This is a genomic window from Celerinatantimonas marina, from assembly GCF_046054165.1.
Lineage (GTDB): Bacteria > Pseudomonadota > Gammaproteobacteria > Enterobacterales > Celerinatantimonadaceae > Celerinatantimonas.
Genome location: NZ_JBFNXK010000003.1, coordinates 64,574 through 91,534, shown reverse-complemented (window position 1 = coordinate 91,534; position 26,961 = coordinate 64,574). Strand labels below are relative to the sequence as shown.

The following is a 26,961-nucleotide window of genomic DNA, read 5'->3' as shown; positions in this document are numbered from 1 at the left end:
TTGTTATTTAAAGAATAAATTATTCAATTGATTGACCGTCCCATCCTCTAAGGCAATTAATGCAATTGTTGCGCCTATTTTGTCGAGAGTTAGAGGCATGGGCAAGGTTCGGTGTTGAGCTGAATGGCTTCACGCTAGTTTGATAAAGACAGAACATCGGCTAAACAGATATCACAGTTTCCAAACATCACTTTCATTTGAGCCAGAAATAGTTCAGCTGTTGCGATGGCATCGACTAAGGCATGATGTGCGGGATAAGAGGGCAGTCCGTACCGTTCGCGGATGACAGCTAATCGCCAGTCTTTTTTATCTTGAGGGGGAGAAAATAGCTGAACTTTAGACTGTTCTATTTTCAGCGTATCGAGCCAGAGCATGGGAAAGGAAGACACTCCATAATGTTGTTGAATGTAGTGCTGAATATAGCCATTTTCAATCACGGAACCGTGTGCAAGGATGAGTTTTCCGGCCATTGCTTTAAAAAGTTGCTGGTAGGCGTAAGCAATATGAATGCCTTTATTATGCAGCTCTTGTGGAAGCAAATGGTGAATTTTAACTGATTCATTAACCGGTTCAGAGGTTTCGTTAATGAGAAGATGACGTGCCAATTGGAGTTCAATGATGCCTTGATGAAGGATGACCCATCCCATGCTAATAACATGATTTTTATCAGGATCGAAGCCTGTCGTTTCAAAATCCAAGGCCAGAATATCGAATGACTTGATGTTCGTTTTTGGGGTTAGCTGGGGTTCACTCAACAATATTTGTAGATCTCGGGGAAATTCGCGAGTCGCCCACTGCTGTCGGTTTTTTATGAGAGCTTTTATCTGTCTCTTGTGCCAGAAATGCATGCTCAGCATCCAAATTTCATTTTAATGGCATCCTGAAATCCACTGATAATTCGAAAGGCATCTTTGAGGTGTTGACGATCAAAACTCCCAAATTGATTCGGATCTAAATAGTTGGAAACAGGCTCGCCATTGCGTAAACATTTCAAATGATGGGAATAACGTAACTGATTGATAAATTGATAAGTTCCTAATAAATCTAGGGCGGATTGCTCGTTGATGACGCCTTGATCTTTGGCAAACTGGATCCGTTCTTCGGTATTGAGTGGATCGCCACCTTCATACAGGGTGTAGATCCGGGCGAGATCCACCAAACATCCTATCGCCGAACGCTTAATGTTTAATTTGTTCTGATTGGCGCCATTTTTTTCTAAAACGACATGATTAAAAATGCCAAGCGGAGGACGAGTTCGGAGCGTGTTACGGACGAGTGCCGCCATCAGCTTATGATTGTGAGTGACTTGCTGGAGACGATATTGATCCACTTTTTCAAATAGGGCCTGATTTCCGTAGATGGGCCTGATATCGAGATAAACCGTCAGATTTAGTAACATTTCATACTCTGGATTCTTCGCCCACTTTCGATAGTAATGCTGCCAAATTTCAACGCGCTGACACCAGCGTGCAACGGTTGCCATGAAGCGTCCGGAACAAACCGCATAGCCACATTGATCTAACCCTTTGCAGACATACATCGCTACGTGGTGGAAAAACATCTGATCGGACTCGGTTGCGGTATCATCCAAGATCAGGGCATTATCCTGATCAGAGGCTAAGTGAATTTCTTTTCGGGCATGCGATCCGGCGGCAATCCACACGTAGTCACAGGGTGGTTTCCCGAAAACCGTTTCTGCCATCCCTAATAACTGCTGTGTAAACGTATCATAAATGAGGCTCATGACCTGACCGATAACCTGACCGGGGAGATCACTTTCTGCCATAGCTTCAAAAATAGCCTGTCGTTCAACCGCTTGTTTTTCAAGTTCGTCCAGTGACTGACAATGGGTGATTTTTTCAATTAAAAATACTGCCTGAATACTATGCTTATGCACTAATTGTTGAGGTGTGATGACTCCCATGACTTGTTGCTGATCGTTTAATACCGGGATGTTCTGAATCTGATATTGCATCATCATCTGCATAGCGGACAACACCAGTTCATCCTGGGCAATCGTATGCGGACTCCGGGTCATAATTGTGCTAATGGGCTGTGATGTATCGACCCCGAGGGCAACGACCCGTTTGGTCATATCTTTGTCGGTTACCATGCCTTGCAATTGCTCCTGATCTACAATGACACAACAGGAACAGGCGTGCTCATGGCGCATCTGATAAGCCACCTCTTTGATGGACATCGCTGATGGTGCAACCACAATATTGTGGCTAGCTACTGTACTGATTTTTTGAAAGAACAGGCTTTTCTCGCCAGAAAATTTTACGTTTATAGATGAATTCAAACGTTGGTTGGCACTGAGTGCAAGTTGCTCACTGACGCGAGGGTAGTCCGCTACTGCACGTAATAATTCAGTATAATTAAAACGATATAACAAACTATTTTTTAAGGCATTGACCCGATAACTCGGGTGATCTTGGGATTGATGCAAACTAAAGCCAAAAATGTCTTTTGTCCCTAAACGAGAACGCAGGCTTCCATCTGGGTTGCGTTGTTCCACTTCTCCCGAACGTAAAATATAAAGATAGTGTTTTGATTCTGGTTCGATAGGCAGGCTATCTTGGGCGGCCAGATAAAGAATGCTGGCTTCTGAGGCGATGGCGTCCAGGACTTCATCCGGAAGTTGATTAAAAGGGGATATTGATTTTAGAAACGAGGTGACATTTGGAAGTAAAGTGTCATTCATTTCATTCTCCTCCTGACCTTAAAAAGCCCATTGCGGGCTTTTTATATAGGATGTTATAAGTTACCAGAAGAGTGCATATAGGACGGCCAGCACGATTAGAATGGCATAAGAGGCGAAATTGAATCCTCGTTCGGTAGCGAAGACTTCATTCGTTAATGCAATACCATGTGGGTCATCATCGTATTTAGAAGAGCTTAAGCTTGTAAATGCAATGACGGCCAGCGTAAACAACAAGGTGTAGAGCATTTGGTCCATAAACGGCATATGCAGGGGCATAAATTTCAGGAACAATGCAAATGGAATGGACGCGATGACGCCAATAATAGCCCCTTTGCTGGTTGTTTTTTTCCAGAATAAACCCAGTAAAAATACCGCCAGAATCCCTGGGCTGACTAACCCGGTGTATTCTTGAATATACTGGAATGCCTGACCGATGTTCCCCAATAATGGGGCGATGAAACAGGCGATAATTAACGCTACGATTGCGGCGATACGACCAACGTTAACCAGTTTGTAATCGCCGGATTTAGGTGCGATGTATTCTTTGTAGATATCCATCGTGAAGATGGTCGCGGTTGAGTTGAGCATCGAGGCCAGAGAGGAGACAATGGCAGCGGCTAATGCCGCAAATACCAAGCCTTTAACTCCGACGGGCAAAAATTGTGTCAGCCACGGGTAGGCTTTATCCGCATGAGCAATACTCGGCATATTATTCATTGCCACATGACTTAAGTGACCCATCAAATCCGGATCGTTGGTAATCACGTAAGCCGCAATCCCCGGTAGAACGACTAAGAAGGGCACAATCATTTTCAGAAAAGCGGCAAATACAATGCCTTTCTGGGCTTCGGGAACCGATTTGGCAGCAAGGGTGCGTTGGATGATATATTGGTTAAAGCCCCAGTAATAAAGGTTTGCCACCCACAACCCTCCGATGAGAACGGCAATCCCGGGGAGATTCATATATTGCGGATTATTTTGGTCAAGAATCATGACGAAATGATCGGGAGCGGCTGCGATCATTTTGGATAAGCCCGCAAACCAACCACTGTCTCCACCGATATAACCTACCGCCAGATAGGTGGTCAGGAATCCTCCAAGAACCAAAAAGAAAACCTGAATCACGTCAGTCCACACAACTGCGGAGAGACCGCCATAGATGGAATAGACCAGCGCGAATAATGCAAGTCCAATCACGGCATACATGAGAGGAACGCCCAGAATGGTTTCCAGTGCTAATCCACCCAGATACAACACGGAAGTCAAGTTGACGAAAATGTATAGCGCAATCCAGAATACGGCTAAGATCGTTTTCAATTGTTTATTAAAGCGTTTTTCGACAAACTCTGGAATGGTATAGATGCCTTTTTGAATGAAGATGGGAAGAAAGTATTTCCCCACGATAATTAACGTCAGCGCGGCCATCCATTCATAAGAAGCGATGGCAAGGCCGATTGAAAAGCCCGAACCGGACATCCCGATAAATTGTTCCGCCGAAATATTCGCGGCGATTAGTGAAGCTCCCACCGCCCACCAGGGCAGTGATTTCCCGGCCAGAAAATAATCTTCCGTACTTTTTTGAGTCCCTTTTTTATCTCGGGATACCCAGAGACCTACACCGATAATAATTGCAACATAAATGGCAAAGACCATTATGTCGATAAAACTTAAACCTTGCTCTATGTCTGTCATGCTGTCGTTCCTGTGTTCAGCCCTGTTTCATTTTATTGTAAGCGTTTTCATGAAAAGCGAGTGAATCTAGGTCACATATCTATAAAATGATCAATATGGTGTTTCTGTAGATTTAATCTACTGAAAAGCATTCATTTTTAATTCAATTGCAATTTGAAATCGATTACAAAGACATGCTTATCAATATAGACAAGAAATGGCGTTAAGCGCAGAAAATATATCGATGACAAGATTGAGCCTTGAGAGAGCTGAGCCCGATAGAACCCGTAGAGAGGCGGCTCTACGGGTTCATTTAAACAACATTCAGCCATGCAAGATCAACAGGCTCTAGCCAGTTGTTTTAAAGAATAAATTGTCCAATCTGTTGTTGGAGTTGTGCGGCAATTTGGTGAAGCTGCTGCGCCTGACTGGATCCCTGATTCGACTGTTGTTGGAGTGCATCGGAAACATCAGAAATGCCTTGAGTATTGCGACTGATTTCATCGGTCACAGCTCGTTGCTCTTCGGCGGCACTGGCAATTTGGGTCGACATATCACTAATTTCGGTGATCGATTGGGTCATCTGATCTAAAGCTTGGGTCGCTTGCCGAGCCTGTTCAATACTCTGTTGTGCTTGTTTCCGGCTTTCCTGCATGGTGGTAACGGTTTGCTCCGTATTTTGTTCCAACTGATTGAGCATTTGTTGGATGGCTTCGGTAGATTGTTGAGTCCGCTGTGAGAGAGTTCGAACTTCATCGGCTACGACGGCAAAGCCTCGGCCTTGATCACCGGCTCGGGCCGCTTCAATGGCTGCATTCAGTGCCAACAAGTTGGTTTGTTCTGCGATATCCTGAATCGTTGCCAGAATATTGGTCATCGCTTGGCTATCATCATCCAGCTGTTTGACGCCCTGAGCGGTATGTTCCAGTAAATCCGCCAGTTTCGTAATTTGTTGCTGGTTGTTTTGCATCAGTTCGCGTCCTTGCAGACTGTTTTCTGATGAACGTTGGGCCGCTTGTGCCGTTTGTTCGGCGTGCGCCGCTACTTCGTTGGCGGTGACGGACATTTCATGTAGTGCTGTGGCTACTTGGGTTACATCCTGCTGCTGCTGATTCAGTGAGCGGTGTGATTGTTCTGCCATCTGGGCGCTGCTGTCGGCTGTCTGGACAAGCTGCTGTGTATTCTCCCGGATAGCCAGCAGCATGTGATGCAGCCGCTCTAACACGCGGTCAAATCCTTGGGAAAGTTGTCCGATTTCATCGGTGCGTTTATCGGTTAATCGTTGGGTTAAATCGGCTGTCCCTTCCCCCAATGTCAGAATGCGTCGATTTAAACGAGCCAGTGGTAAAAAGGCTCGATAAATACTCCCGTACAGGATCAGGGCGATGATGATAAAACTGAAGACGCCATAGAAAATCGAATGCCAGTAACTTTTATCCACATCGGCTAATACGGCTTTTTGGCTATAGTTTAGGCCAAGGTACCAAGGCGAGTTTTTAATGGAGATGAAACGGACCATTGCGGCGTTGCCTGACATGGTGGCATCGGTGAGTTGGCCGTCCGTCAGATTTTGCAGTGAAAGTTGAGGACTGAGCTGACCGAGTTGTTTTCCGACATAGCTGGCATCGGGATAAACCAATATCTGCCCTTGATTATCCACCAAGAAGGCTTGTAGATCGGTGTTGCTGAGTGATTGGATTTGTTCGACCATGCTAGATATGGATAAATCGGTCGCTATCACTCCATTTTTGATCCGTTTGGATAATGTCAGTACTAGGTCGCCACTGGCGGCATCATGGTACGGGGTTGAGATATATAAATTCTGGGTGAGTGCTTGTTGGTACCAAGGGCGAGCTCTGGGATCATATCCATCAGGTTTATGGTAGTTTGGATCTCCGGTGATCATAGCCCCATCATTTCGACCAAAATAGACTAGGCTGAATCCTCCGGAACGCTGCCCTTGATACAAGGCTTTGGCAAAATGGTTATCTTGTTCCAGTGTTGAGACTGTATTTAAGATCCGAATTTTGTTCTCAAGCCAGTTCGACAGCTGTAATGCGGTGGTTCGTCCGATACGCTGTGAGGATTGATTTAGAGCCTGAACCGCATTTTGGCGCTGGGTCTGAGTCTCTACAGCGATTTGTGCCGTGGATAAAATCGCAAGCACGATAATAACCGTGAGCGTTAATTTTTGTTTGAGGGACATATGAAACATATCCTTAGTCGATGCTCAAAAATGAATAGAAGAATGAGTAATGTTTGGTATCACGTTAATAATAAAAAAGTTATTAACGTGATTTGGTGACTAAGGATATCGCCAATGCAGCTTTATAATTGAGTGATTTCTTGTAAGAAATTGTATCAATCTATCGGGTTGTTCTCTAAATATGGTCAATATAGCTAAGTAGCAGACGATATGACCTGTTTTATAAAATAAATTGTTGCATTTCGTGGTCGAGGTGCTGAGCAATTTGTCGTAGGGTCCGGACCTGATCAATGGTGTCATTGGCATGGCGATGCAGATTGCTACAGTCGTTTTCAATCACATGGGTATGATCGCGCAGTTTCACGGTCGAAACGCGTTGTTGCTCGGTTGTGCTGGCTATCTGTAGTGACATCTGTTGAATACTGGTAATCGTTTGTTCGATATGCTCTAAGGCATCGGTTGCTTCTCTGGCTTCACTAACACTCTGGTTCGCCTGAGTTCGACTATCGGTCATTGAATGTACGGTTTTATTGGTTTTATCTACTAAGGTCATGAGGACTTCACGGATCTGCTCGGTTGATTGCTGGGTGCGAGAGGAGAGGTTCCGGACTTCATCGGCTACGACCGCAAACCCTCGACCATGCTCACCAGCCCGGGCGGCTTCAATGGCGGCATTGAGTGCCAACAGATTCGTCTGTTCGGCAATGGCCTGAATGGTTTCCAGAATGTCGGTAATCTGTCCGCTGCTGCGTTCGATTTCACTCACGCCATCGGCCGTCGATTCAAGTCTTTCGACCAGATCTAATATTTGTTGCTGGTTCCGTTCAATGATATTTTTCCCGGCCTGACAAGCTTGTAATGAAGTTGCTACGGCACTGCTGGTTTGATTGGCATGTTCGGCCACATGTTCTGCGCCTTCAGTGATTTCGGTAAAGGCATGAGCCATTTGCTCAATTTGTTGCTGTTGGCTGGAAGCCGCATGGGAAGAGTCACCGGCGCTGGCATTCACGGCCGAAGTATGGGTGAGTAACGTTTCAGACTGATGCCGAACTTGGATCAGTAATTGTTGCAAGCGTTCCAGAAAGATATCAACACTACGGCTCAAACGGCCAATTTCATCTTTGCGTTTAATGTTTAAGCGCTGGGTGAGATCAGCATCTCCTTGACCGAGCACATCAATGGCTTGTTGCAATGATTTCAGCGGACGAAATGAGCTCATGATCAGTAAATAGATCACGATCACGACCACTAAAAACATGACGCCATTATAGATTAATCCATCGACTAAATTTTCATGGACACTCGCAAATGCGGCTTCTTTATTAAAACTTAGCCCCAGTGACCAGTTGGTGTGTGGAATAGGGTAAAAGCTAACGAGTGATGGCACTTTAGCTAAATTGGCTGCAAATAATTGGCTATGCTTTTGAATGATTTCATCGCTCAGCTGTGGGCTAAGCTCATCGATGGTATGTTCAACCATTTCCGGATCGGGATAGACCAAAATAACGCCATCATTCGAGACGATAAATGCGGTAATATTGTGCGTGCTCAGTGAATCCATCTGAGTCTTCAAACTGGTCAAAGGTAGATTGGTCGAGAACACACCATTTTCGGCTTTAACCGCCAGTGTCATGACCAAATGGCCATCAGTGGCCATATAGGGATCTGAAAAATAAGGGCTTTCCTGTTGCGCTCCGACATACCAGATCCGGTTGCGAGGATCATAACCGTAAGGGAGCGTTTCATCAGGATTCCCGACGACTATTTTACCGTCGTCATTACCGTAATAAGCGCTGGAGAATCCTCCGGCCGTTTGGGCTTGGTAGAGTTCTTTTTGAAAACTAGGTCCGGTGGGATCCTGATGGGTGACCGATTCCAGTGTCGTGAGTTTATCTTGAAGCCAGATGGACATCTGGGTTGCTGCCGTTGCAGACAATTGTTTCGATTGGGTGATGAGTGACAGGCGAACGTTGCGGTTAAAACTCTGATATTGGAGATAGGTCTGAAGTACCGACAGCCCTGCCAGAACAATAATGACAGCAATTACCAATTTATATTTGATGGACATTAACCACTTCCCTACATATCCAGTTTTGCCAATTTCGGCTCCTTGGGAATGTTGAACGTTCATGGTTGAATTTTGTGCAATTTAAACGCTTTTTGAACCCGATGCGATCTGCGACACTTAATGAGTTAAGCCAACAGGGCGCAACAAAGCTCAAGACGCATTTAAATGAACTTGCGGGGCAATCTGGGCTTGAATGATTAGCGTTAGACATCGTTGGTGGAGAATGACTCTACGGCATAACGATGGCTTTGTTTCAATCAAGCTCAATTGCTGCAAAAGTAATCACGAAAGATCAACAGCCCCTTATAGAGCGCAAGGATAACCAGTGAATATGACAGAAATATTTCAGAGGTTGGCTCGTCTAAACATGTATGGGAATGACATTATTTGCGGCGTTTACGGGCTTTCGCCTGACGTTGTTGCTCCTGCGTTTTTTTGCGGGCTTCTTTTTCGGCCTGAAGCGCTGCAAAATGTTGCTCTTCTTCAGCGACTTGTTCGGGCATTTCCAGCGTGATTAACCCCAACGTGCCGTCACGGAGCTCATTGAGTAAGATTGTGGCGACTTTGGTAAAATCGACATGTCCGCCACGTACCAGACAGCCACGCTGCTGACCGAGCATTTCCAGCAATTCAATTTCATCTCGGGGGAGCGTTTCCCAGCCATAGCGTTCATGTAGTAACTGTGGATATTCAGCGAGTAAATATTCTGCTGTAAATGCCGCGACATCATCATAGCTCATGGCCGTATCTTTAACGGCTCCGGTTGCGGCTAAGCGATAGCCGCTGTTTTCATTATCGAATTTGGGCCAGAGAATTCCGGGAGTATCGAGCAGAGTAATATAGCCTTCCAGCCGGATCTTCTGTTGGGCTTTGGTGACGGCCGGTTCATTCCCGGTTTTGGCAATGATGCGTCCGGCCAGCGTATTAATAAGCGTGGATTTGCCCACATTGGGAATACCACAGATTAAAGTGGTGATTGGTTTATCCGCTGTTCCTCGCCCTGGTACCATGGTGCGAGCAAGCTCCAGCAAGGTTTGGATTTGTGCTGCTTTTTGCTGGGACATCGGCAGAGCCCGAACCCCATGGGTTTGCTCTAAATAATCCACCCAAATGGCTGTGCGCTGCGGATCGGCTAGATCACTCTTATTTAGAATTTTTAAACAGGGTTTTCCCGCCCGGAGATCCTCGACCAGTGGATTATTACTGCTATAAGGAATGCGGGCATCGAGCACTTCGATCACCAGATCCACATTGGGCATCACCTCTCGGATCTGCTTTTGAGCCTTATGCATATGTCCCGGGTACCATTGAATGGCCATGTCGGTCTCCTTCGCTTTAAACTATTTACGTTGATTTAGGATCTCGGCAAAATCTTCCGGATGCTCGACTAAACTTTCAGCATCCAGACTGGGGCCAACCGCCAGGTGATAGCCATCTTGGGTCATTCCGGGAACCCAACGGCCTAGAAAGGCTGCGATATCAATAGCCAGAGGTTCGCAGTGGGCGTGTTCTTCTGTAGCCCAAGCTTGAGCAATCGCTTCATCCGGGAAGATCGGCAGACATGATTCTTCATCACTGGCGACCATAATACAGCCCTGTTCATCTTTGAGGGTCCAGAGCATACCGGTCCGGCGGATGGCTGCTACCGTTAGTTGATAACGGACTTCACTGCTTTGTTGATAAAAATTACTGATATTGTCGCTCATTATGGCTCCGTAGACTCACCCAGGTCATCAAAGCGGGAAGTCTAGCAGAAAGCCGTCTTATTTGCGCAAAAAACATCAAACGTCGATAAAGTTGAATTAATGGCGAAGAAAGTGGGGCATCCCCTGCCATACCGGGATCTGATAAAGCACAATTCCAATCACCAGCAATAGCAGGGCACTGCCTATCATCGGCGCTGCTTGGAGATAGCGATTCGGTCGATGATTGGGATACAGCTTTAAAAACCATTGCCGGGCACTCACCGTCAGGGATGCGATCGCGGATGTCGTGATCCCGGTTCCCAGAGCCATGATGAATGTACAGATGATCCCGACCCAGTAAATTCCGAGCAAGGCACAAACGCTGAGTAAAAATAATGCCCCCGAGCAAGGTCGGGCTCCGATACTGGCAATTAACGCCAGATAATCACGCCAATGTTGCAGCGAGTTTAAGTGGGTGTCATCGATAAAGTGATGATGACCACAGCCACAGGTTGTTCCTGAGCTAGGGCGGGTTAAAAGCGGCTGGGGCGGGATGGCTTTAAAGGTTCGATAGTGTATCGGCTGCGGGTAGATTATTTTATAGGCTTTATAACCAAACCAGAGTGCCAGAGCAATAATCAGTAAACTGTTGAAATGGATGAGGGTGAGGGCATTCTGATTGATTTGGTGCGCGGTTTGCAGATAGACAAAACGCAGCAGCGATACGACCGTGATGGCAAACACCGCCTGAGCGATGGCGGCCAATAAGGTCAAAAGAATACTGCGTCGTAATTGTTCCCGATGACTGACGAGATAGCTGCTCATGACTACTTTGCCGTGACCTGGACCGACAGCATGGAAAATACCATAAGCAAAACTGAGTAGACTTAAAGAACTCAAGGCATGCCATTGATGTTCGTTGATTGAAAAAAGTAACTGATTAAAGTGGCTATAGAGTATTTGCTGGGCCTGCATGGCTGCGATCAGTAGATGGGGCCAGACTAGCCAACCGATGGCAATGCATAGTAGTAATCCCAGAAGCGCTCCGGCTCGTTTGAGCAGTACTGTATTCATGGATGGCACCGTAATATCAGTTTTTGGGTAAATAGTTGACCCAGTGGATAATCCGGATCGGCATCGGCTGGGATCGACATGGCATAGTTAATATCTTTCTGGCTGGGATGAGGTTCGAGCAACTGCGATTGGCAATGTTTGGCTACAGGCGCTGTGAGTTTGATATCGGCGGCGTTGTTCCAGTACATATCCACATAATAACTGGGATCGAAGATCATCAGTTTGAGAGGGTGTTGCGTATAAGGCTGTGGTTTAGATAGGGTAATGGTGAACTCGAGGATCAGCTTATGATCGATGAGTTCGGCATCCGCATGGCGGACTACATGGTAACGCAGAGGGGTCTGGTCTTGATAAAAATAGGTAAAATAGTGGTCCGGCATCATGTGGGCGGCAATCTGATCCGCTACTTTTTTTAGGGTTTTCGCCCGTTGTGCACCTTTTAAATCTTCCCCTTCCAAGGTATAGGCGGTGGTGATCTTATCGAATGACCAGCGCATTTTTAGCTGAGTTATATGCTGTTCGTCCCCGATGAGGGTGGTTTGCTGTTCAATCCATGAATGTGGATGGGCCTGAAGGGTCAGTGACCAGGCCGACAGTAACAGCATCAGAAAAATGCGCATGCGGTGAATCATTCTTAGTTTTTGTGTCGTTATAACATAACAGAAAAATAATCTGGGAAAAACAGAATTTCAGTGACTTAAACTCGATTTATATCCGGCGGAAAGTTCGCTTTTTAAGCAAAATTTGCCAAACTGATGATAGAGTGGTGAACACGGTGAATGCCATTGATATCGATGACTAAGGAAGCGCGAATATGAAAATAGTAGTGGCCCCTGATTCATTTAAAGAAAGCTTATCTGCCATGCATGCGGCCCGAGCCATTATTGACGGCTTTTCCGTTATTTTTCCTGATGCGGACTATTCGGCCGTTCCGTTGGCTGATGGGGGAGAAGGAACGGTTGTCGCACTAGTTTCCTCGGCACATGGAACCGTGGCTCGCTGTCAGGTGCACGGTTCTCGAATGACGCTGGTCGATAGCTTTTTAGGGTTTATTGATGATGGCCAAACGGCCGTGATTGAAGTGGCGGCAGCTTGCGGTTTAGAGCAACTGGCACCGACGTTGAGAAATCCAAAATTGACGACCAGTTATGGCGTCGGTGAATTAATTCTGCAAGCCTTGGATCATGAGGTGTCCCGGATCCTGATCGGTTTGGGCGGAAGCGCTTCCAATGATGGTGGGGTTGGGATGTTGCAAGCATTAGGGGCACGGTTTTTAGATGCCAACCACCAACCGATTGCGGCAGGGGGAGCGGCTTTGATCGACATCGTCGATATTGATTTAAGTTCGCTGGATCCTCGGTTGTCTCAGGTGATGCTGGAAGTCGCCTGTGATGTGGATAATTTATTGTGTGGGCCGCAAGGAGCGAGTGCGGTCTTTGGTCCACAAAAAGGGGCCGATCATCAGATGATCGTCGAGCTGGATCAAGCACTATTACATTATGCCAAATGTATGCAGCAGCAACATGGGATTGAGTTATTGTCTATTCCGGGAGGGGGCGCTGCCGGAGGTCTTGGGGCGGCATTGAGTGGAGTCCTCAATGCCAGAATGAAAACGGGTATTGATTTGGTGATGGATGCCATGGATTTTGATTCACGGATCCAGGGGGCTCAACTGATCATTACGGGTGAAGGGCGACTGGATGGTCAATCCGTTGCGGGTAAAACGCCAATAGGCGTGGCTCGGCGGGCTCGTCAACAAGGCATTGCCGTGATAGCCATTGGGGGATCGCTGGGTAAGGATTATGAGAAGTTATATGAGCAGGGGATCAGTGCGGTTTTTAGCTGTATCAATCGGGTCGATTCTTTAGCGAATGTTTTGCAATCTGCCGAAGCAGATTTGAAAATATGTGCGGAGAATTTGGCGCGATTATGGAAAACGGCTCAGTCGTGAATATGGAGTGGATTGGTCAGTGAACTTAAATGGTGATCTTGCCATGTGCCGTTGATTTTCATATAAGATCGCGCGAGTCCCTCTGGTTTAAACCCCAATCGGGTCAGCAGTTTTTGGGCCCGGATATTCGTTGGTGGATAGTTGGCCATCACCCGGTGTAGGTCTAGTTCGCAGAAAACATAATTGAGAGTATGGCATAAGACCTCCTGCATCAGACCTTGCCCTTCTCGATTTTTATCGATAGCAAAACGCAGATAGCAGCCTTTAAAAGCCCCCTCGATGATCGCTGAGAAATTTGCAATGGCAGCGATGCTGGATTCATCCGGGGTCAGTGCGACGAAATAAAGGGCCTGATCATCTAAAAATTGTTGATAGGCTTGCTCCATACGCTGCTGCCAGTAAGGTAGCGTAAAAAATTTATCTTCACGAATCGGCGACCAGGGTTTGAAGAAGTCCTGATTACGGGAGTAAAAATCTAGCACTAAATCAGCCCGATCAGGTTTTAAAATAGTAATGATCGCGTTATCGGTGACTATTTTAGGAACCTGTAGCATTTGCGCTCCCATTTCAGACAGATTTAGCCATAAGCATAGATGGGGACGGTTGTTTTATCGAGAAATAGCTCACATATTGAACAATTTTAGGTGTTTTTTGGCGATCAAATGCGTGGTTTTGATGGCTAAATTGGGACTCTTCAATAACCACAAAATCGAAGTCTATGGGGCGGGGCCTTCCCAAACGTTAAATTGTGTTTTCCCGAGGGAAATAACCCTGCTATAGCAGGGTTAAAAGAAATGATTGAGTGCCGTTGAACAGTAGTCCCAGCCGGATTTAAGGCGACCATACCAGTTATTGGAAGCTTGCAATGCGGGTTGCTGCATTTGGCTGTGATTGAGCCAATATCGATTCACCCGAAACAGGGCATAACGACGCAATATTGGCTGATAATTTCCCTGGAGTAACGATTGAGTGATACGGGGAATCGGGCCATTATGGTGGGGATCCCCTGGCAGCGTATAGCTGGCCGTACTAGGGGCCTGAATAAATTCCCATAATGCGCCATCATCTAACGTCATCGTCTCTGAAATTAGAATCAGCTGTTCTGTGAGTGCCGAGCGGATGGCAAAATGCCAGATCCCGTTGGCATCACTGCGCGAGCTTAAGGTGATGGTGGGTTGGGAGCCTTGAAGAGGCGTCAATCCGCAAGAGCTTAACCACAGGCCATCGAGCTGGATTTGACAAGCTTTTGCCTTATTCTGTAATTGTTGCCAATGATGTTGATCTGCATCAGTCCATTGTTGGTGTTCAATAATGAGTGTCGTATTCCTTACGTGAGACATCAATAGGCTCTCCTCCGAGACGGTTTTTGCACCGCAGTATGCCGATCTAATATGACAAAATCATGAATCAGCTAGGGCTGTTGATCGATGTTCGGGTGAATTAGTATCTTGTTCAACATAGGGTATTGAACAAAATTCAATCTACACAGATCGATAACTTCTAGGAATCAGTTTAGTCTAAAAGTCCTCAGACTTAGTTATTATCGGCAATGGTTATTACTTTATTAGTCCCATTTTGCTTAAAAAAATTCCCGTATCAGATCTTTTTATTTATTAACGTGTTGCATCGATGTGTGATGACGTATCTTGTTGGCAGATAAATGAGGGGTAATGATCCAATAAAAAACGAGAGCGACGTAGGATAATTTCGATTGAAATGATGCGCTTAGAGAGTCCTGAGACGGTTGTTTTATCTGGCAGCCGCGGAAAATCCTCCTACAGAATTTTATATTTATTTAAAAAATTATAATATTATCAATTCATTATGTTTATGTTCTAGACCAAGACTCGGGCTATTTCTATAGAGATTTGTTCAGGTGACAAAAACTATTTTCTTAGCCTATGGTGGTTTGTCTATAGCGGATTGGTTTAAGTCGATATTGTGTGATTGCCATAATCCGGTATCGTGAGTGCTCGCTATTGCACGCTCTGGCGAGTGCCGGATGGTGTGCAAAATTGTTACAGCGTTCAAATCCGTTATTTCAGGGGAATATCATGAACATGAAAAAACTGGCATTACCTGCTATTGCGATCGTGGCTGCTTTATCGCTGGCTGCATGTAATGATAAAGATGCAGATCCACAAACATCAGCACAGAGTAGCAGTCAGCCGGCTCCTGCGGCTTCATCAGAAACGGAACATTCATCGGATTCAGGTATGGATAACTCAGCCGCGCCGGCATCATCAGACAACGGTTCTGATTCAATGGGAAACAGTAATCCATAGTTTCCCTATGGGCATGGCTTTTAGTAACTAAACGCCGTTTTACGGCGTTTTTTTATGCTCAGCGTATGGGCGAATGTCGATTTATTTAAATCAGTGTTTAACAGAAGAGAGCAGGTCTGGCTGATGGGGCGTGTTACGATATTTTCATTCAATGAGTTTACGGAAATAAACGATGACACAATCGATAGTTGTTCAGCAGCCCGTAGTGGCTTCCGGGTTAATCCTGCTTTTGCATGGTGTTGGTGCCAACGCTCGTGGTATGCAGGAAATTGGTGAGTATTTAGCTCACGAATTTCCAGACTCAGCCGTAATCGCCGTGAATAGTCCTGATCCCTGTGATTTGGGGAGTGGTTTTCAGTGGTTTTCGGTGCAAGGGGTCACCGAGGCGAATCGACCGGCACGCATTGCGGCTACAATGGGTCGATTTGAACAGATGATCCAATATTGGCAGCAACAGACTCAGGTGGACGCATCCCAAACCACGCTGATTGGCTTTTCTCAAGGTGCTATTATGGCACTGGAGTCAGCCAAACAGCAGACTACTGCGTTGGCCGGTCGTATTGTGTCACTATCTGGGCGTTTTGCCGCGTTACCCCAAACGCTGGTTCATCCACCCCGTTTTTTATTTTTGCATGGACAACAGGATCCGGTGATTGATGTGCAATATGCCCATCAGGCGGTGACTTGTCTGCAACAACAGTCCGTCACGGTCGAGAGTTGTTATTACCCAGGAATGGGGCATCAGGTGAGTGCCGCAGAGCTAAGCGATCTGGTGACTTGGTTGTCACGATAGTAAGGCTAGGCCATGATTGATGGAGTATGCTACACGTCACATGGCCGCCCTTGGTCCAAATAAGGTTTAATTTGAAGCCAATTCAATCCTAACAGATCAACAGACCTTAGAATGCGTTGTTTAATATGGTCGTAATCACATCCTCGGTATAGATTGTGCCAATGCCGAAGTATTCGGCGTTCCCCAATACATTGCGGGTGATTTTTTCCAAGTCACTTGCCGGAATAGCGAACTGACCTAATCGAGTTGGGGTTCCAACCTTGTTAAACCAGTTTTCTAATGCTGCAATGCCTTCTTCAGCTGTTTCCAGATTGAAGATTTCTTTCGCAAAACGGGCAAACTGTTCAGGGTTTTGAGGATGATACCATTTCATCCAAGCGGGAATAATCACCGATAACCCTCCACCGTGAGGCACATTATAGATAGCGGATAGTGAATGTTCGATCATGTGATTCGGATAACTCGATCCTGCTGTTCCTGAATAGGTTAGGCCGTTTAAGGCTTGTGTGGATGCCCAGGCAAATTCGGCACGTGCCGTATAGTCTTTGGGATCGCGGAGTAGGATCTCAGTGGTTTCCATAACGGTTTTAATGATGGATTCCACCAGCCGTGATTGGAAGTGCGGATGAATCGATGCCGTGAAATAACCTTCGATAGAATGAGCAATAATATCAGCGGCCGAATAAACCAAATAATCATTAGAAACAGACTGCATCAATACCGGGTTGATGATCGATACAATCGGATACGTATGTTGAGAGTTGATTGAATATTTTTGTTGGGTTTTTTCATTAGTCACGACCGCGCCACAATTCATTTCGCTGCCGGTGGCCGCCATCGTCAAAATGTCAAAAATAGGCAAAGCCGCTTCGATGGTTCCTTTTCTGATGAAAAGATCCCAGGTATCCCCTTCATATAAGGCTCCGGCGGCAATGGCTTTTGAACTGTCCAGAACGGAGCCGCCGCCGACACTTAAGATGGCATCAACTTTTTCGGTTTTAGCCAGCTGTACCCCTTCATAGACTTTGGCCATGATCGGATTGCTGACGATTCCCCCACATTCCACATAGCTGATGTTAAATTGAGCCAAACTGTCGGCTACGGTATCGAATAAACCATCACGTTTGATCCGATCACTACCGAAACATAGCAGAACTTTTTTAATTCCATGTTTGGCTAGATGCTCGCCAATTAACTTCTCTTTTTCTTTTCCAAAATCGATCTGAGTTGGATTATGAAAACTAAAATTTTCCATGATGGTCTCCGATTGGGTGTCTCGTGACGAGTTTGAAACAAAATACGGTGAAACGGGGGCGGTATTGATAGCTATGAAGCACAAACGATACTCCCATCATCAACATTGTTTACAAAAACGCGAACGGATTGAGCTGATATCATTGTGTGTTCTGAAGCAGCTCTGATGCAGAACGTTTTTTCGCTGTGTTGAATATTGTACTGGATTGTGTGGCCACATCGATGAAAAATCGATGCATAACAGTGATGCATCTAAAGAGTTAATCAAGGCGCAGACGATAGGTTTTTATCATGATAAAGACCGATTTTATCCGCAGTTTGTCACATATTTTGCTGAAATTCCCCCATCGCAATTGAGCAATACTCCTTAATCTTAAAAGAGCATTTACGATTAAGGAGCAATTTTATGGGTACTCTGACATTGCAAGCATCGGTTGGCATTGGGGGTGAGAATCATGCGGATGATGTGAAGGCGGTGCAGCAAGCGCTGAATCAACTGGCCTCTCTGATTGGGCTTGAGCCAAAATTGACCGAAGATGGCTGTCTTGGGGATGATCCGGCTCAGTCCAAAACGTGTGCCGCGATCGCGCTTTATCAGCAGAAAATTCTACATTTTCAAAACCCTGATATGTGTATTAGTTATCCGGGTAAAACCTACGACTCAATTTGCCAGACGCTAAAAACGTTGCCATCCCCGGCACAGCAGATGATCCCTTGGTATTTTCTGATAGGGCTGACTCCCGAACAAGGTCTTAGTGAGGATGATTTTTCGCAGGCCGCGGCGCTGTTGGGATGTGAAGTGGCAGCGATTCAAGCGGTCTCTGATGTGGAGTCTTCCGGGGCAGGCTTTTTCGAATCCGGTTTACCTTGTCTGTTATTTGAAGCGCAGCAGTTCTCCCGCTTAACCGATCACCAATATGATGAATCGCATCCGGATATTTCGTCGCTACATTGGGATCGCAGTTTATATGTCGGCGGTGACGGAGAATACCAGCGTCTGCAAAAAGCGATGGCCTTGAATAGCTCTGCCGCGCTAAGTTCTGCTTCTTATGGCCGTTATCAAATTATGGGCTTTAATTATGAGTTGGCAGGATATGAGGATGTCTTTAGCTTTGTCCGTGATATGTTTGTCAGTGAAGCCAATCATCTGAAAGCTTTTACACATTTTATTGATTCAAATACAGCGATGAAAGAAGCGTTGGCCCAGTGCGATTGGGCTACTTTTGCCAAACATTATAATGGTCCGGACTATGCGCAAAATCATTATGACGAAAAGTTAAAAAATGCGTATGAACACCATTCAGCTTGATGTGAAACCTTATAAGATAAGTGGCTGTATTTAAAGGATGAAACTATTTAAAACAAGGCTATATTGATAGTCGAAATTGGAGTGGTTTGGTTCATAATTAATCCTCAAGGAGCCCCATAGTGAAAGTGATGAAACCTTATGAAGTGTTAGACGCCATACAGCGCATTGTTTATTCCGTTCGGATAGATGAACGGCAGATGGATCCTGAACCCTTGCAGGCTTTGTGGCATCAATTGAATGAATTACAGATCCACACTCAGCTCATGATTGGCTATCTGAATTATCAGGGCAATGATCAACTGGCCGATGAATTCGTTGAAGTCGTTAATGAAAGTGAACTGATCGTTGATTTAAGTGGCTGGAAAATTGATGCCGGCGATCCGAATCAGGTTTTCATTTTCCCGAAAGGTTATTTGTTAACGGCTCAAAGTCGTGCCCGTATTTATACGGCGCCAAGGGAGGGCGAATTGAGTTTTGATCATAAGCGGCCTATCTGGAATAACAACGGTGATGTGGCTCAACTGATCGATCCTGACGGTGAGGTTTGCAGCGAATATCGTTATAACGGCACCGCCGAGAATTCGCTATGCATCTCACATATTCACTATGATGGTCAGGAGTTTCGATCCGAGGGCGATGAGTTTATTGAACTGGTCAATATAAGTGCCGCGGTGTTAGATCTCGGTGGCTGGAGTGTGTTATCCGAGCGAAATAAGAAGCAATTTGTTTTCCCCGAACAGAGTATTGTCAGGCCCTATCACTCGATACGAGTGTATACCAATAAACCAGACTGTGGCCCCGATGAGTTTAGCTTTGATAGCCCAACCGCCGTCTGGAATAATCATGGTGACTGTGGCGTATTGCTCAACAGACAAGGCCAAACTGTTGTCTCGTATCAGTATTAGAAACGCTTTTTCGGCCAGCCTTTGGGCTGGCCCGTTACAGAAATAGCGCTTGGGCGTTGAGTTCTGCTTCGATAACAGCAGTACGAGCCTATTGATATCGGTTTAATCTGACGGAAAATTCAGTTTCGGAGTGATGGATCGCTATGTTTAATATTCATCGAAATGGTGCTATTCCGGCCGCAACGGCTTTGGAACCTAAAGCTCCGACCGAACAGATTATTCAGGATGGGATGCGGCTGCTGCATTATGTCGCCCGTCATGGAAACTTAAAGCTGGATCAGCAACTGGTCGAAAGTTTCAGTAAAACTTGTGAGCGCTACGGTTCTAAATACTGGAATAGCGATGACGAAGTGGCCTTATTGAGCTGCTTTGATGAACTGGCACGGCAAGTTTATCCGGTGACGGTTGAGAGTATTAAAGCGGTGATCCCGGATGCTGAAACAGGAACGCTCAGTTCGCCTCAGGCTGGGAAAATTATCTGTTGGTATCGCCGTTATACTGTCGCGACTTTATTTTGTCTGCTCTTAGTGCAGATGTTTTACATCTTTGGTTCTGAAATCACCCATAGCCTCACGCAAAAACAATCCAGTCCTGCGGTGGAAACGGCCGTCCATTCTGGGAATTACGATGATGCGTTGCTGGAACGGGATGCCAATTACCGGTTATTACAAGGCTGGAATGCGGTCTGGATGTTGGGTCAACATTTTCATATGGAATTGCCCCAACATGTCAAAAACCAGTTATCAGGAAGTCACGCGCTGCTGCGTTCTCAGGATATGCTGGATTATTATGCGGATATTATTGCGGCCAAATCAGCACTGAATATGCTCCAGAGTTATGTGTTGCCGTTGCTATATGGCCTGTTAGGCGCGTTTATTTTTGTATTGCGTAGTCTGCTGCAACAAATTCATGACTTAACATATACCCCGGGGCGGGAGATCGGTTATCGGTTGCGACTGACGTTAGGATCGCTGGCGGGCATGATCACCGGCTGGGTGTTAAAACCGGATATGATTAGTGGTGCGGCTCAGCTTTCGCCAATGGCCATCGCGTTCATTGCCGGGTACAGCATTGAGGTCCTGTTTGCTATTTTAGATAAGATTATAGAAAGCATTCGCCGGAATACCTCCGGTGATACCAATAATTAAATTCCCGTGTTCTGCCTAGACCCACTCGCTGTTACTTTTTCGGTTTTTGTTGCAGATTTTTTTGAATTTCATCCGTAATGCTTTTAAGCCGTGACTGATTAAATTTGAGTACCGGTTTGATCAACGTACTGAGGGGGCGTTGGTTCTTGAGAACTTGTTGGACCCGTGCCGAAATTTTTTGTTTTTGAATAAACTGTTTAGGTGTCAACTTGGGTTTTTGCGGTTGCGGGGCCAGTGCTTTGCGAACCGCTTTTAAGGCTTGGCTCAGATCGCTCATATGACACTCCGTTATCGTTGAGTGAGCTTCATCACCATAAGTCACCTTGAGGATGAATAACGCGTTAAATGCAGCAAAAATGCCGCGATAATGCGCAGTTCTATGATGTTGTGACCATTACACTCATTATGTTTTCAATTCATCAAGGAGAGACTATGGCCGTTTTTAGCAGGGCATATCGGCATCTGATGGGCGTGATCCTCTGCCTGGTCGGATTTTCACTCGTAGGGTGTAATGTCATTCAGGTTGCCACGTATGATCCATCATCATTTCAGTTGATGCAGCAAATTGACCGCTCCATCGATAAACTTTATTTATCGATGAGTGCCAAACCGCAGGATCACCGAAACTATTCACAATTTGCCAGTCAATATTTGGATATTCAGGTCCAGATCCGTAGCTTGGTTCGGCTGCAAATGTTCAGAAAAAATAATAGTGAAACGTTGAAGCAATCACAGATCCTGGAAAATTTATGGCAGAGTGGTCGGCAAGAACATCAGAGTAAAGGCACTTTATCGAACGTAATCATTCGTCTTCGTCAGTCTCAGTATCAGCGGATGCTATCGACCCTGATGAAAGGTGAATCACTTAAACCTCATCAGGGAGCTTAAATGATGGCACTTCCAATAGAACAAATTTTGAATACAGTGAGTGATGGGCTGGCGGATTCCCCCGTAAAACAGGCGCTCTGTGAAGGGCTGGGACAGTGTCTGAATCAACAGGGTGAGAATTTATCGATGCTGGTTGAGGCTAAAAACAACGGTGAACTGAGTGCCGAAGAGTTTCAGGTCGAACTTGAGCGGGAGAAGCAGATCGCGGAGGCGGAATTGTTGACTCAGGCGATCGCTGGCAAAGTTGAAGTCCAGAAAATCGTCAATGAGGCGTTTGGCTTGTTAGTTAAAATGGCTCTTTAAGATCGACTTCCCGCACCGGGTGTGGGAAGTTCAGGGGGCTTATTCATGCTCATGATTATCCGGCGTCGAAGACGCATTCACCATCGCTCTACTGCGAATGCGACCACTCACCGAAAAAAAACGATGAAAAAAAATGTGCAAGTTCAGGGGAGTGGATCTCATCGTCCCGCTTCGGCCACAGATTCCGCTCCGGCGGTTAATCAGGGGCCGGTGGTTCAATGGCCGGCCAATACGGTGAATCCTTATTTGGATTTTGTGCAGCGATTGCCCGAATTATTGACCGATATGCCAAAAGAGGTGTTTTGGGCCGCAGCAGATTTGGAAGACGAAACGAAAGCCGCTGAATCGGCTGCGGGGTTATCTGTAGATGAACCAGACTCGACACCAGTGAATTTATCACAAGAGAGTCTTGACCCCGAACCTACCCCGCTAACTCCCGGAGCGGACGCCGGCGAACGGTCTGTATTGTCTTCGAAAAAGGCTGAAGCTTCGTTGGCTACCACCATTTCGCGGACGTGTCGGAGTGGAGATACGGAGCCAGCTCCCGTATTGTCTCCTCAGCCGATTGTTTCTGATACACAAGTTGATTCGAATACGACGAGGTTACGTGATGAGAGACTCTCATCTGTTCCGACATTACGCTTTCCCAGCGTGAGCATGGGAACGCCAGTGTATCCGCACAGTTATCACCCTGCGACACTTCAGTCTTTCGAAACAGGATCCACGTTCCGATCCAATCCCCCAGAGCCTTTCGAGCCCCCGGAAGCATCGGCTGTTGAACAGATGACGGCAGCGTCGGCTGAGCCGATTCAACCTGAGCGGACATCGGATCCAGAGCCTGCTGTGGTTAGCAAGACTCTAAAACCCCGTTCGGCCGCGATTACCGGACCTCATTTACGGCGACTTCCAGGGGTTCCTTCCTGCCTGAGAGCCAGTCTGTCTAAACATCGTTGATGATCGGTAACGGCCGCACCTTGAGAGTGATGCTTCACGATCATCAACGGTTTTACCATCCATTATATTTTAACGGTCTTCTTGAAGCGAAAATCAGGGTTCGCTTGGTTCATCCTTAAAGATACGCGATCTCACCAAGTTGGAGCGGAGGCTTTTTTCTACACTGAACGCGTGAATCTTGGATTGGAGAAAACTCATGCGACAGCTGCTTTTTCGGCTTTGTCAGTCATCTGACGGACAACATTTTGCGTTTTTAACGGATCAACCGGAAGTCGAAGACCGGTTTGATAGTGGTTATAAAATTGCGTACAAGTATCGGGATCGTTCGAATGGACTCGAGCAATTAGCTCATTGGTATCAAGCCTATTCGGTGAAGTCCGTTGAGTTTGAGGCGTTGGCTGAAGCTGAGGAACTGCCTGAAGCTGTTCAGAAAGCGTTTGATATCATGATTGCGCAATTGATCGTCGGGGTCGATGTCTTTTTTTGTGATTATAACTTAGCAATTGAGGCCGATCTTCCTATCTGTAATAACATGATGGATCGCTATCGGTCGACGGATTTTGTGTTGTTTTCCTGCGATCAATTGGTTGGTAATGATCCAACTACCCAGCCTTATATGGTTTCTTACGCCGCTCCGCGGTATTTGACGGGCCAGAAAATTGCTCAGCAACATCGGATCTATAGTAAAACCGATCATTTTGCTTTTTGTCAGGCCATCCATGCCATTGTCTTGCAGCGGGAACGTGATGCGTTGAACGGCGGTCATATCCGTAGTGAAGAAGATCACTATATTGCTGAAAAAAACGTGGATGATAAAGTGGCCCAGCAGGCCCTGAATCGTTTTGCCGAGCTGATTACGCAGCTGAATCAAAATGGACCAGAGGTGAAACGTTTGGGGCAAAGTAGTGATCCGGGTAGTTTTAACGCACCCGATTCCGATAGTCAATTTAACGCTCCTCCAGAGGCCGGCCATGGGTTCAATGCCCCGGATTCCAGTCATGGATTTAATGATCCTGAGGCAGGAGATTTATGAGGGCAGGAGATCTATATGATGCCTGCCTCTGTGCCTGTTTGCTGGCGGGGTGGGATGCACCGCATAGCCAGCAGTTTGCCTATCAAATGAGTTATCTGGCGGAGCAGGCGAGTGGACTGCCTCCGTTATTCCCTGATGAAGCAACACCCCGGCCAAGTTCCCAATATGAGCGCCAGAAACGGCGTCCGGTGAATCCGCTCAGTCATATCGATTGGCAGGGGGGCGGGCAGTTGAATCGCCGCTGGTATCAGCAATTTTTTAAATGTGATCCGTCTTTTTCTATGCCCTCTGATTCGGTTTCGGTGGACTGGTCGATGATCTATCAGGCGCAATTGAATCAACTGATCCATCAGCAAATTCAATATTACCATCGGGGAAAACCGGATGTTTATCTATTGCTGTGTGCTATTTTTGCAAAATTGATGGCCCTGAATCAGCCGGTATTTGAGACGTTGAATGATGCCAGTGGGCAACTGTTATTTCAGGTGTTTCACTGTTTACATCGGGGTGATCCTTTTTACTGGAATGAGCATACCTGCAGCCCTATCTCGATTCGACAGCAATCCTATCCCCAAGCTCGGATCTATTCGGCGTTGATCAAACTTATGGCGCAAAGGCAAAGTGAGCCATCTCGTCGACAGCTGTTACTCCAATTCATTGAACACTGTTCCCGAACAGTTCAAGTGCAGCTGATGTGGTTAGGGGTTCGCTATCGGAGAGATTGGCTTCAGGAGCCGGATGATCTCCGCTGGCAGTCCTTCCCGGCAAGGCTAAGAAATGCCTGGTTGCAATTGCAACAATACTTAACCCACTTGGGGTGATGGCAGGGATGCAGTCACTTTTTTGGGGCTATAGGGATGTTTTAAGGAGGGTTGCCTATGCTTGTTCAATCGCTACTTCGGCAGTTGGTTGATCCGGGTTTATTTGCCGAAGCCAATAAATACCTGGCGCAGAGCTGTTATAAAGCGCTGTTTAAACCGTGGCTCACATTATCGCTGAGCTATCTGTTGGGGCAAAACTCGGAGGTCGATGCTCTGGAGCTGAGTGCGCCTTATCAGGATGATGAGCAGTTCTGGCGTTATCAGATGAAGCCTTTCGGCATCCGCACCAGTGACAGAAATCATGCTTCCAAAGCCGATATCAAACTGCAATGGCATCAGCATTCAGTATGGACGGAGGTCCAGGTCTTCCATCAGGATGAGTTGGGGCTGGCGAGTGCCTTTCGGCGATTGGAGCAGGATTTTCGGCGGGTAGAAAGATTACATCAGCAGTTACCAATGGATCAGGGATTACTGCTGGTCGGTTTTTGGGGGAGCCTGCAACCTGAACACATTCAGCTGTTTCGGCCCTTTGACAATAATGTCCGGATTAGCTACGTCTTGGATAGTCGCTTAAGTGGCAGTAGTCAGGTGGCTCGATTGAGCCATATTCAGCGCGCAGGTCAGCCTCGTTTTTGTCTGATCGCATTTATGCCTTAGCTTAGGATTGTGTATGGAGAAGAAACTAAACACGGATCGACATGGGCGTACGGCATGGTTGCAGTGGCTATCTAAACCTCAATTGAAAGGACTCATCATCGGATTGGCTGGGGGACTTGCGACGGCAATCATTCCTCTGTGGCAAGTGTATTATGTGAATGTGGCTGATGTAAAAGCTGAGATTGGTAGTATTCAGCTTGTACATCAACCGGATCATCGTTTTGCTTTAAACAGTGATGCACTGAAGTTGTTAGGGCCTTATCTGCCGGGTTCGAAAGCGATCCTGAGTGAACCGACCGAATTGGATGATTATCCGCTCTATACCTTAGATGAGCTACAGGAGGCCTATCGGGGAGCGCTGCGACACTTGGCTAATCAATCGAATATTATCGCTGAACTGCAAGAACATATTGCGACGATTAATGCGTATCTGGATCCTCAAAATCATCATTATCTGCTGACCGAGTTTCGGGTTCTGACGTTAAAAGAGTGGCATCTGGATGATTATTTGGATCGCGAAGAGGTGGACTATTATCAGACCCAAGTGTTAGCGCTGACTCGAGATTATCCATCGATGACGTTTCATGCATCCGGAGAGCCGAAGATTAATCGTAAAGGACTGTCATTTCTATTGGAGGATTTAAAAGAAGATCTACAGGATGCGATTCAAAATATAAATAGTCAGTTAAATAAATTACGCAACAATATTCAGTCGATTGCCTCTCATTTGGCATCGTTGTCCCGCCAACAAAATGAAGAGTATTCCTACTTTAAGATTATGGTTGTCGCCTCTAATGTCGGCCGTGTGAGTGCTTCGATGCAAATGGATGGATTGCTTCGAATTGATTTTGGTCAGTCTAACTATCTAAATTTGCCTCTAAAGATGGATGATTATCGAAGTCAGGCGGAAATCCCTGCGTATTCAACTCAAATTATTGTGTTTAGAACCCCGCTACTGGCCGAATTTTCCAGTGATGAACGGCGACTAATTTATACATTGTGGGGCGGAACCGGAAATGTACGCTTGCTGACATTAGATACTCAGGGACATATTTATGTCTCGAAAGCCAAAGCCTTTTTACATGATCAGAGTCAGAAAGAAATTTTTGATAAGTTAACGGCCGCGTTAAAAACAGCATCGAATTAACGTGGGTGTTGATGCTTTGGCATTATTGAGCACCATTGTTCTTAGATTCGATAAAGGTCGAATGATCTCAATAGGATTGGTTCGATCCAATAGTGCTCAAATTTG

Annotated in this window: 26 protein-coding genes; 13 read left to right on the top strand and 13 right to left on the bottom strand. The window is 46.2% G+C overall.

Annotation, left to right across the window (positions count from 1 at the left end; all coding sequences use genetic code 11):
- Positions 1 to 134 precede the first annotated feature (134 nt).
- The 9 genes from ABUE20_RS04340 to ABUE20_RS04300 form a co-directional block, all read right to left on the bottom strand.
- Complete coding sequence (locus tag ABUE20_RS04340) at positions 135 to 857, bottom strand: 3'-5' exonuclease (protein WP_408618620.1); 723 nt, start codon at positions 855 to 857, stop codon at positions 135 to 137.
- Positions 851 to 2,704 (bottom strand): putative nucleotidyltransferase substrate binding domain-containing protein, encoded by a 1,854-nt coding sequence (locus ABUE20_RS04335; protein ID WP_408618619.1) that lies wholly within the window; start codon positions 2,702 to 2,704, stop codon positions 851 to 853. Before ABUE20_RS04335 ends, ABUE20_RS04340 begins: the two co-directional genes overlap by 7 nt.
- A 60-nt stretch (positions 2,705 to 2,764) precedes the next feature.
- Positions 2,765 to 4,396 carry a sodium/sugar symporter gene (locus tag ABUE20_RS04330; RefSeq protein WP_408618618.1) on the bottom strand — a complete coding sequence of 544 codons (1,632 nt, stop codon included), beginning with the start codon at positions 4,394 to 4,396 and terminating at the stop codon, positions 2,765 to 2,767.
- 340 nt (positions 4,397 to 4,736) lie between these two features.
- Positions 4,737 to 6,581 (bottom strand): methyl-accepting chemotaxis protein, encoded by a 1,845-nt coding sequence (locus ABUE20_RS04325; RefSeq protein WP_408618617.1) that lies wholly within the window; start codon positions 6,579 to 6,581, stop codon positions 4,737 to 4,739.
- Between the two features lie 220 nt (positions 6,582 to 6,801).
- Positions 6,802 to 8,649 (bottom strand): methyl-accepting chemotaxis protein, encoded by a 1,848-nt coding sequence (locus ABUE20_RS04320; RefSeq protein WP_408618616.1) that lies wholly within the window; start codon positions 8,647 to 8,649, stop codon positions 6,802 to 6,804.
- A gap of 383 nt (positions 8,650 to 9,032) precedes the next feature.
- Complete coding sequence (gene ylqF / locus ABUE20_RS04315) at positions 9,033 to 9,968, bottom strand: ribosome biogenesis GTPase YlqF (RefSeq protein ID WP_408618615.1); 936 nt, start codon at positions 9,966 to 9,968, stop codon at positions 9,033 to 9,035.
- A gap of 21 nt (positions 9,969 to 9,989) precedes the next feature.
- Positions 9,990 to 10,355 (bottom strand): DUF2750 domain-containing protein, encoded by a 366-nt coding sequence (locus ABUE20_RS04310; protein ID WP_408618614.1) that lies wholly within the window; start codon positions 10,353 to 10,355, stop codon positions 9,990 to 9,992.
- Between the two features lie 96 nt (positions 10,356 to 10,451).
- On the bottom strand, positions 10,452 to 11,408 hold the full coding sequence (locus ABUE20_RS04305; RefSeq protein ID WP_408618613.1) for a nickel/cobalt transporter: 957 nt from the start codon (positions 11,406 to 11,408) through the stop codon (positions 10,452 to 10,454).
- Positions 11,405 to 12,028 (bottom strand): DUF1007 family protein, encoded by a 624-nt coding sequence (locus ABUE20_RS04300; protein ID WP_408618612.1) that lies wholly within the window; start codon positions 12,026 to 12,028, stop codon positions 11,405 to 11,407. Before ABUE20_RS04300 ends, ABUE20_RS04305 begins: the two co-directional genes overlap by 4 nt.
- A gap of 194 nt (positions 12,029 to 12,222) precedes the next feature.
- Here ABUE20_RS04300 and ABUE20_RS04295 point away from each other — a divergent pair, with 194 nt between their 5' ends.
- Entirely contained in the window at positions 12,223 to 13,359 is a 1,137-nt protein-coding gene (locus ABUE20_RS04295) for a glycerate kinase (protein WP_408618611.1), read from the top strand.
- On the opposite strand, the gene ABUE20_RS04290 is transcribed toward ABUE20_RS04295, so the two are convergent.
- Both ABUE20_RS04290 and ABUE20_RS04285 read right to left on the bottom strand, forming a co-directional pair.
- Positions 13,350 to 13,913, bottom strand: a complete 564-nt coding sequence (locus tag ABUE20_RS04290) for a GNAT family N-acetyltransferase (RefSeq protein ID WP_408618610.1) — start codon at positions 13,911 to 13,913, stop codon at positions 13,350 to 13,352. The two genes, ABUE20_RS04295 and ABUE20_RS04290, sit on opposite strands and share 10 nt — an antisense overlap.
- Before the next feature lie 231 nt (positions 13,914 to 14,144).
- Positions 14,145 to 14,699 carry a hypothetical protein gene (locus ABUE20_RS04285; protein ID WP_408618608.1) on the bottom strand — a complete coding sequence of 185 codons (555 nt, stop codon included), beginning with the start codon at positions 14,697 to 14,699 and terminating at the stop codon, positions 14,145 to 14,147.
- Between the two features lie 603 nt (positions 14,700 to 15,302).
- On the opposite strand from ABUE20_RS04285, the gene ABUE20_RS04280 reads away from it, so the two are divergent.
- Positions 15,303 to 15,644, top strand: a complete 342-nt coding sequence (locus ABUE20_RS04280) for a hypothetical protein (RefSeq protein ID WP_408618606.1) — start codon at positions 15,303 to 15,305, stop codon at positions 15,642 to 15,644.
- A gap of 172 nt (positions 15,645 to 15,816) precedes the next feature.
- Positions 15,817 to 16,437, top strand: coding sequence for an esterase (gene ypfH / locus ABUE20_RS04275; RefSeq protein WP_408618605.1), 621 nt, complete (start codon positions 15,817 to 15,819; stop codon positions 16,435 to 16,437).
- A 106-nt stretch (positions 16,438 to 16,543) separates the two neighbouring features.
- Here ypfH and ABUE20_RS04270 read toward each other — a convergent pair whose 3' ends face one another.
- Positions 16,544 to 17,692, bottom strand: a complete 1,149-nt coding sequence (locus tag ABUE20_RS04270) for an iron-containing alcohol dehydrogenase (RefSeq protein ID WP_408618603.1) — start codon at positions 17,690 to 17,692, stop codon at positions 16,544 to 16,546.
- A gap of 405 nt (positions 17,693 to 18,097) precedes the next feature.
- On the opposite strand from ABUE20_RS04270, the gene ABUE20_RS04265 reads away from it, so the two are divergent.
- The 3 genes from ABUE20_RS04265 to ABUE20_RS04255 all read left to right on the top strand — a co-directional run bounded on the left by ABUE20_RS04265 (position 18,098) and on the right by ABUE20_RS04255 (position 21,053).
- The gene (locus tag ABUE20_RS04265; RefSeq protein WP_408618601.1) at positions 18,098 to 19,000 is read left to right on the top strand and encodes an N-acetylmuramidase family protein; all 903 of its coding nucleotides are present in this window, start codon (positions 18,098 to 18,100) and stop codon (positions 18,998 to 19,000) included.
- 128 nt (positions 19,001 to 19,128) lie between these two features.
- On the top strand, positions 19,129 to 19,905 hold the full coding sequence (locus ABUE20_RS04260; protein ID WP_408618809.1) for a lamin tail domain-containing protein: 777 nt from the start codon (positions 19,129 to 19,131) through the stop codon (positions 19,903 to 19,905).
- Positions 19,906 to 20,048: 143 nt separating this feature from the next.
- The gene (locus ABUE20_RS04255) at positions 20,049 to 21,053 is read left to right on the top strand and encodes a hypothetical protein (RefSeq protein ID WP_408618600.1); all 1,005 of its coding nucleotides are present in this window, start codon (positions 20,049 to 20,051) and stop codon (positions 21,051 to 21,053) included.
- A gap of 31 nt (positions 21,054 to 21,084) precedes the next feature.
- Here the strand turns inward: ABUE20_RS04255 and ABUE20_RS04250 are convergent, their stop codons facing one another.
- Positions 21,085 to 21,330, bottom strand: a complete 246-nt coding sequence (locus ABUE20_RS04250) for a hypothetical protein (protein WP_408618599.1) — start codon at positions 21,328 to 21,330, stop codon at positions 21,085 to 21,087.
- A 155-nt stretch (positions 21,331 to 21,485) separates the two neighbouring features.
- Between ABUE20_RS04250 and ABUE20_RS04245 the strand changes: the two genes are divergently transcribed.
- From ABUE20_RS04245 to ABUE20_RS04215, 7 genes are all read left to right on the top strand, one after another.
- Positions 21,486 to 21,941 carry a hypothetical protein gene (locus tag ABUE20_RS04245; protein WP_408618598.1) on the top strand — a complete coding sequence of 152 codons (456 nt, stop codon included), beginning with the start codon at positions 21,486 to 21,488 and terminating at the stop codon, positions 21,939 to 21,941.
- A complete protein-coding gene (locus tag ABUE20_RS04240; RefSeq protein ID WP_408618597.1) occupies positions 21,942 to 22,244 on the top strand; it encodes a hypothetical protein in 303 nt (100 codons plus the stop codon).
- A gap of 45 nt (positions 22,245 to 22,289) precedes the next feature.
- Positions 22,290 to 23,198, top strand: a complete 909-nt coding sequence (locus ABUE20_RS04235; RefSeq protein ID WP_408618596.1) for a hypothetical protein — start codon at positions 22,290 to 22,292, stop codon at positions 23,196 to 23,198.
- Positions 23,199 to 23,394: 196 nt separating this feature from the next.
- Positions 23,395 to 24,231: a hypothetical protein gene (locus ABUE20_RS04230; RefSeq protein WP_408618595.1), complete on the top strand. Its 837-nt coding sequence runs from the start codon at positions 23,395 to 23,397 to the stop codon at positions 24,229 to 24,231.
- Positions 24,228 to 25,052: a hypothetical protein gene (locus tag ABUE20_RS04225; RefSeq protein WP_408618594.1), complete on the top strand. Its 825-nt coding sequence runs from the start codon at positions 24,228 to 24,230 to the stop codon at positions 25,050 to 25,052. Before ABUE20_RS04230 ends, ABUE20_RS04225 begins: the two co-directional genes overlap by 4 nt.
- A 57-nt stretch (positions 25,053 to 25,109) precedes the next feature.
- Positions 25,110 to 25,709: a hypothetical protein gene (locus tag ABUE20_RS04220; RefSeq protein ID WP_408618593.1), complete on the top strand. Its 600-nt coding sequence runs from the start codon at positions 25,110 to 25,112 to the stop codon at positions 25,707 to 25,709.
- Positions 25,710 to 25,722: 13 nt separating this feature from the next.
- Positions 25,723 to 26,856, top strand: coding sequence for a hypothetical protein (locus tag ABUE20_RS04215; RefSeq protein ID WP_408618592.1), 1,134 nt, complete (start codon positions 25,723 to 25,725; stop codon positions 26,854 to 26,856).
- Positions 26,857 to 26,961: the final 105 nt, after the last annotated feature.

Excerpts from the sequence above, each read along its gene's own strand:
- ABUE20_RS04340 (WP_408618620.1), bottom strand. The coding sequence starts at position 857 with ATGCTGAGCATGCATTTCTGGCACAAGAGACAGATAAAAGCTCTCATA.
- ABUE20_RS04335 (WP_408618619.1), bottom strand. The coding sequence starts at position 2,704 with ATGAATGACACTTTACTTCCAAATGTCACCTCGTTTCTAAAATCAATA.
- ABUE20_RS04330 (WP_408618618.1), bottom strand. The coding sequence starts at position 4,396 with ATGACAGACATAGAGCAAGGTTTAAGTTTTATCGACATAATGGTCTTT.
- ABUE20_RS04325 (WP_408618617.1), bottom strand. The coding sequence starts at position 6,581 with ATGTCCCTCAAACAAAAATTAACGCTCACGGTTATTATCGTGCTTGCG.
- ABUE20_RS04320 (WP_408618616.1), bottom strand. The coding sequence starts at position 8,649 with ATGTCCATCAAATATAAATTGGTAATTGCTGTCATTATTGTTCTGGCA.
- ylqF (WP_408618615.1), bottom strand. The coding sequence starts at position 9,968 with ATGGCCATTCAATGGTACCCGGGACATATGCATAAGGCTCAAAAGCAG.
- ABUE20_RS04310 (WP_408618614.1), bottom strand. The coding sequence starts at position 10,355 with ATGAGCGACAATATCAGTAATTTTTATCAACAAAGCAGTGAAGTCCGT.
- ABUE20_RS04305 (WP_408618613.1), bottom strand. The coding sequence starts at position 11,408 with ATGAATACAGTACTGCTCAAACGAGCCGGAGCGCTTCTGGGATTACTA.
- ABUE20_RS04300 (WP_408618612.1), bottom strand. The coding sequence starts at position 12,028 with ATGCGCATTTTTCTGATGCTGTTACTGTCGGCCTGGTCACTGACCCTT.
- ABUE20_RS04295 (WP_408618611.1), top strand. The coding sequence starts at position 12,223 with ATGAAAATAGTAGTGGCCCCTGATTCATTTAAAGAAAGCTTATCTGCC.
- ABUE20_RS04290 (WP_408618610.1), bottom strand. The coding sequence starts at position 13,913 with ATGCTACAGGTTCCTAAAATAGTCACCGATAACGCGATCATTACTATT.
- ABUE20_RS04285 (WP_408618608.1), bottom strand. The coding sequence starts at position 14,699 with ATGTCTCACGTAAGGAATACGACACTCATTATTGAACACCAACAATGG.
- ypfH (WP_408618605.1), top strand. The coding sequence starts at position 15,817 with ATGACACAATCGATAGTTGTTCAGCAGCCCGTAGTGGCTTCCGGGTTA.
- ABUE20_RS04270 (WP_408618603.1), bottom strand. The coding sequence starts at position 17,692 with ATGGAAAATTTTAGTTTTCATAATCCAACTCAGATCGATTTTGGAAAA.
- ABUE20_RS04265 (WP_408618601.1), top strand. The coding sequence starts at position 18,098 with ATGGGTACTCTGACATTGCAAGCATCGGTTGGCATTGGGGGTGAGAAT.
- ABUE20_RS04260 (WP_408618809.1), top strand. The coding sequence starts at position 19,129 with ATGAAACCTTATGAAGTGTTAGACGCCATACAGCGCATTGTTTATTCC.
- ABUE20_RS04255 (WP_408618600.1), top strand. The coding sequence starts at position 20,049 with ATGTTTAATATTCATCGAAATGGTGCTATTCCGGCCGCAACGGCTTTG.
- ABUE20_RS04250 (WP_408618599.1), bottom strand. The coding sequence starts at position 21,330 with ATGAGCGATCTGAGCCAAGCCTTAAAAGCGGTTCGCAAAGCACTGGCC.
- ABUE20_RS04245 (WP_408618598.1), top strand. The coding sequence starts at position 21,486 with ATGGCCGTTTTTAGCAGGGCATATCGGCATCTGATGGGCGTGATCCTC.
- ABUE20_RS04240 (WP_408618597.1), top strand. The coding sequence starts at position 21,942 with ATGATGGCACTTCCAATAGAACAAATTTTGAATACAGTGAGTGATGGG.
- ABUE20_RS04235 (WP_408618596.1), top strand. The coding sequence starts at position 22,290 with ATGCTCATGATTATCCGGCGTCGAAGACGCATTCACCATCGCTCTACT.
- ABUE20_RS04230 (WP_408618595.1), top strand. The coding sequence starts at position 23,395 with ATGCGACAGCTGCTTTTTCGGCTTTGTCAGTCATCTGACGGACAACAT.
- ABUE20_RS04225 (WP_408618594.1), top strand. The coding sequence starts at position 24,228 with ATGAGGGCAGGAGATCTATATGATGCCTGCCTCTGTGCCTGTTTGCTG.
- ABUE20_RS04220 (WP_408618593.1), top strand. The coding sequence starts at position 25,110 with ATGCTTGTTCAATCGCTACTTCGGCAGTTGGTTGATCCGGGTTTATTT.
- ABUE20_RS04215 (WP_408618592.1), top strand. The coding sequence starts at position 25,723 with ATGGAGAAGAAACTAAACACGGATCGACATGGGCGTACGGCATGGTTG.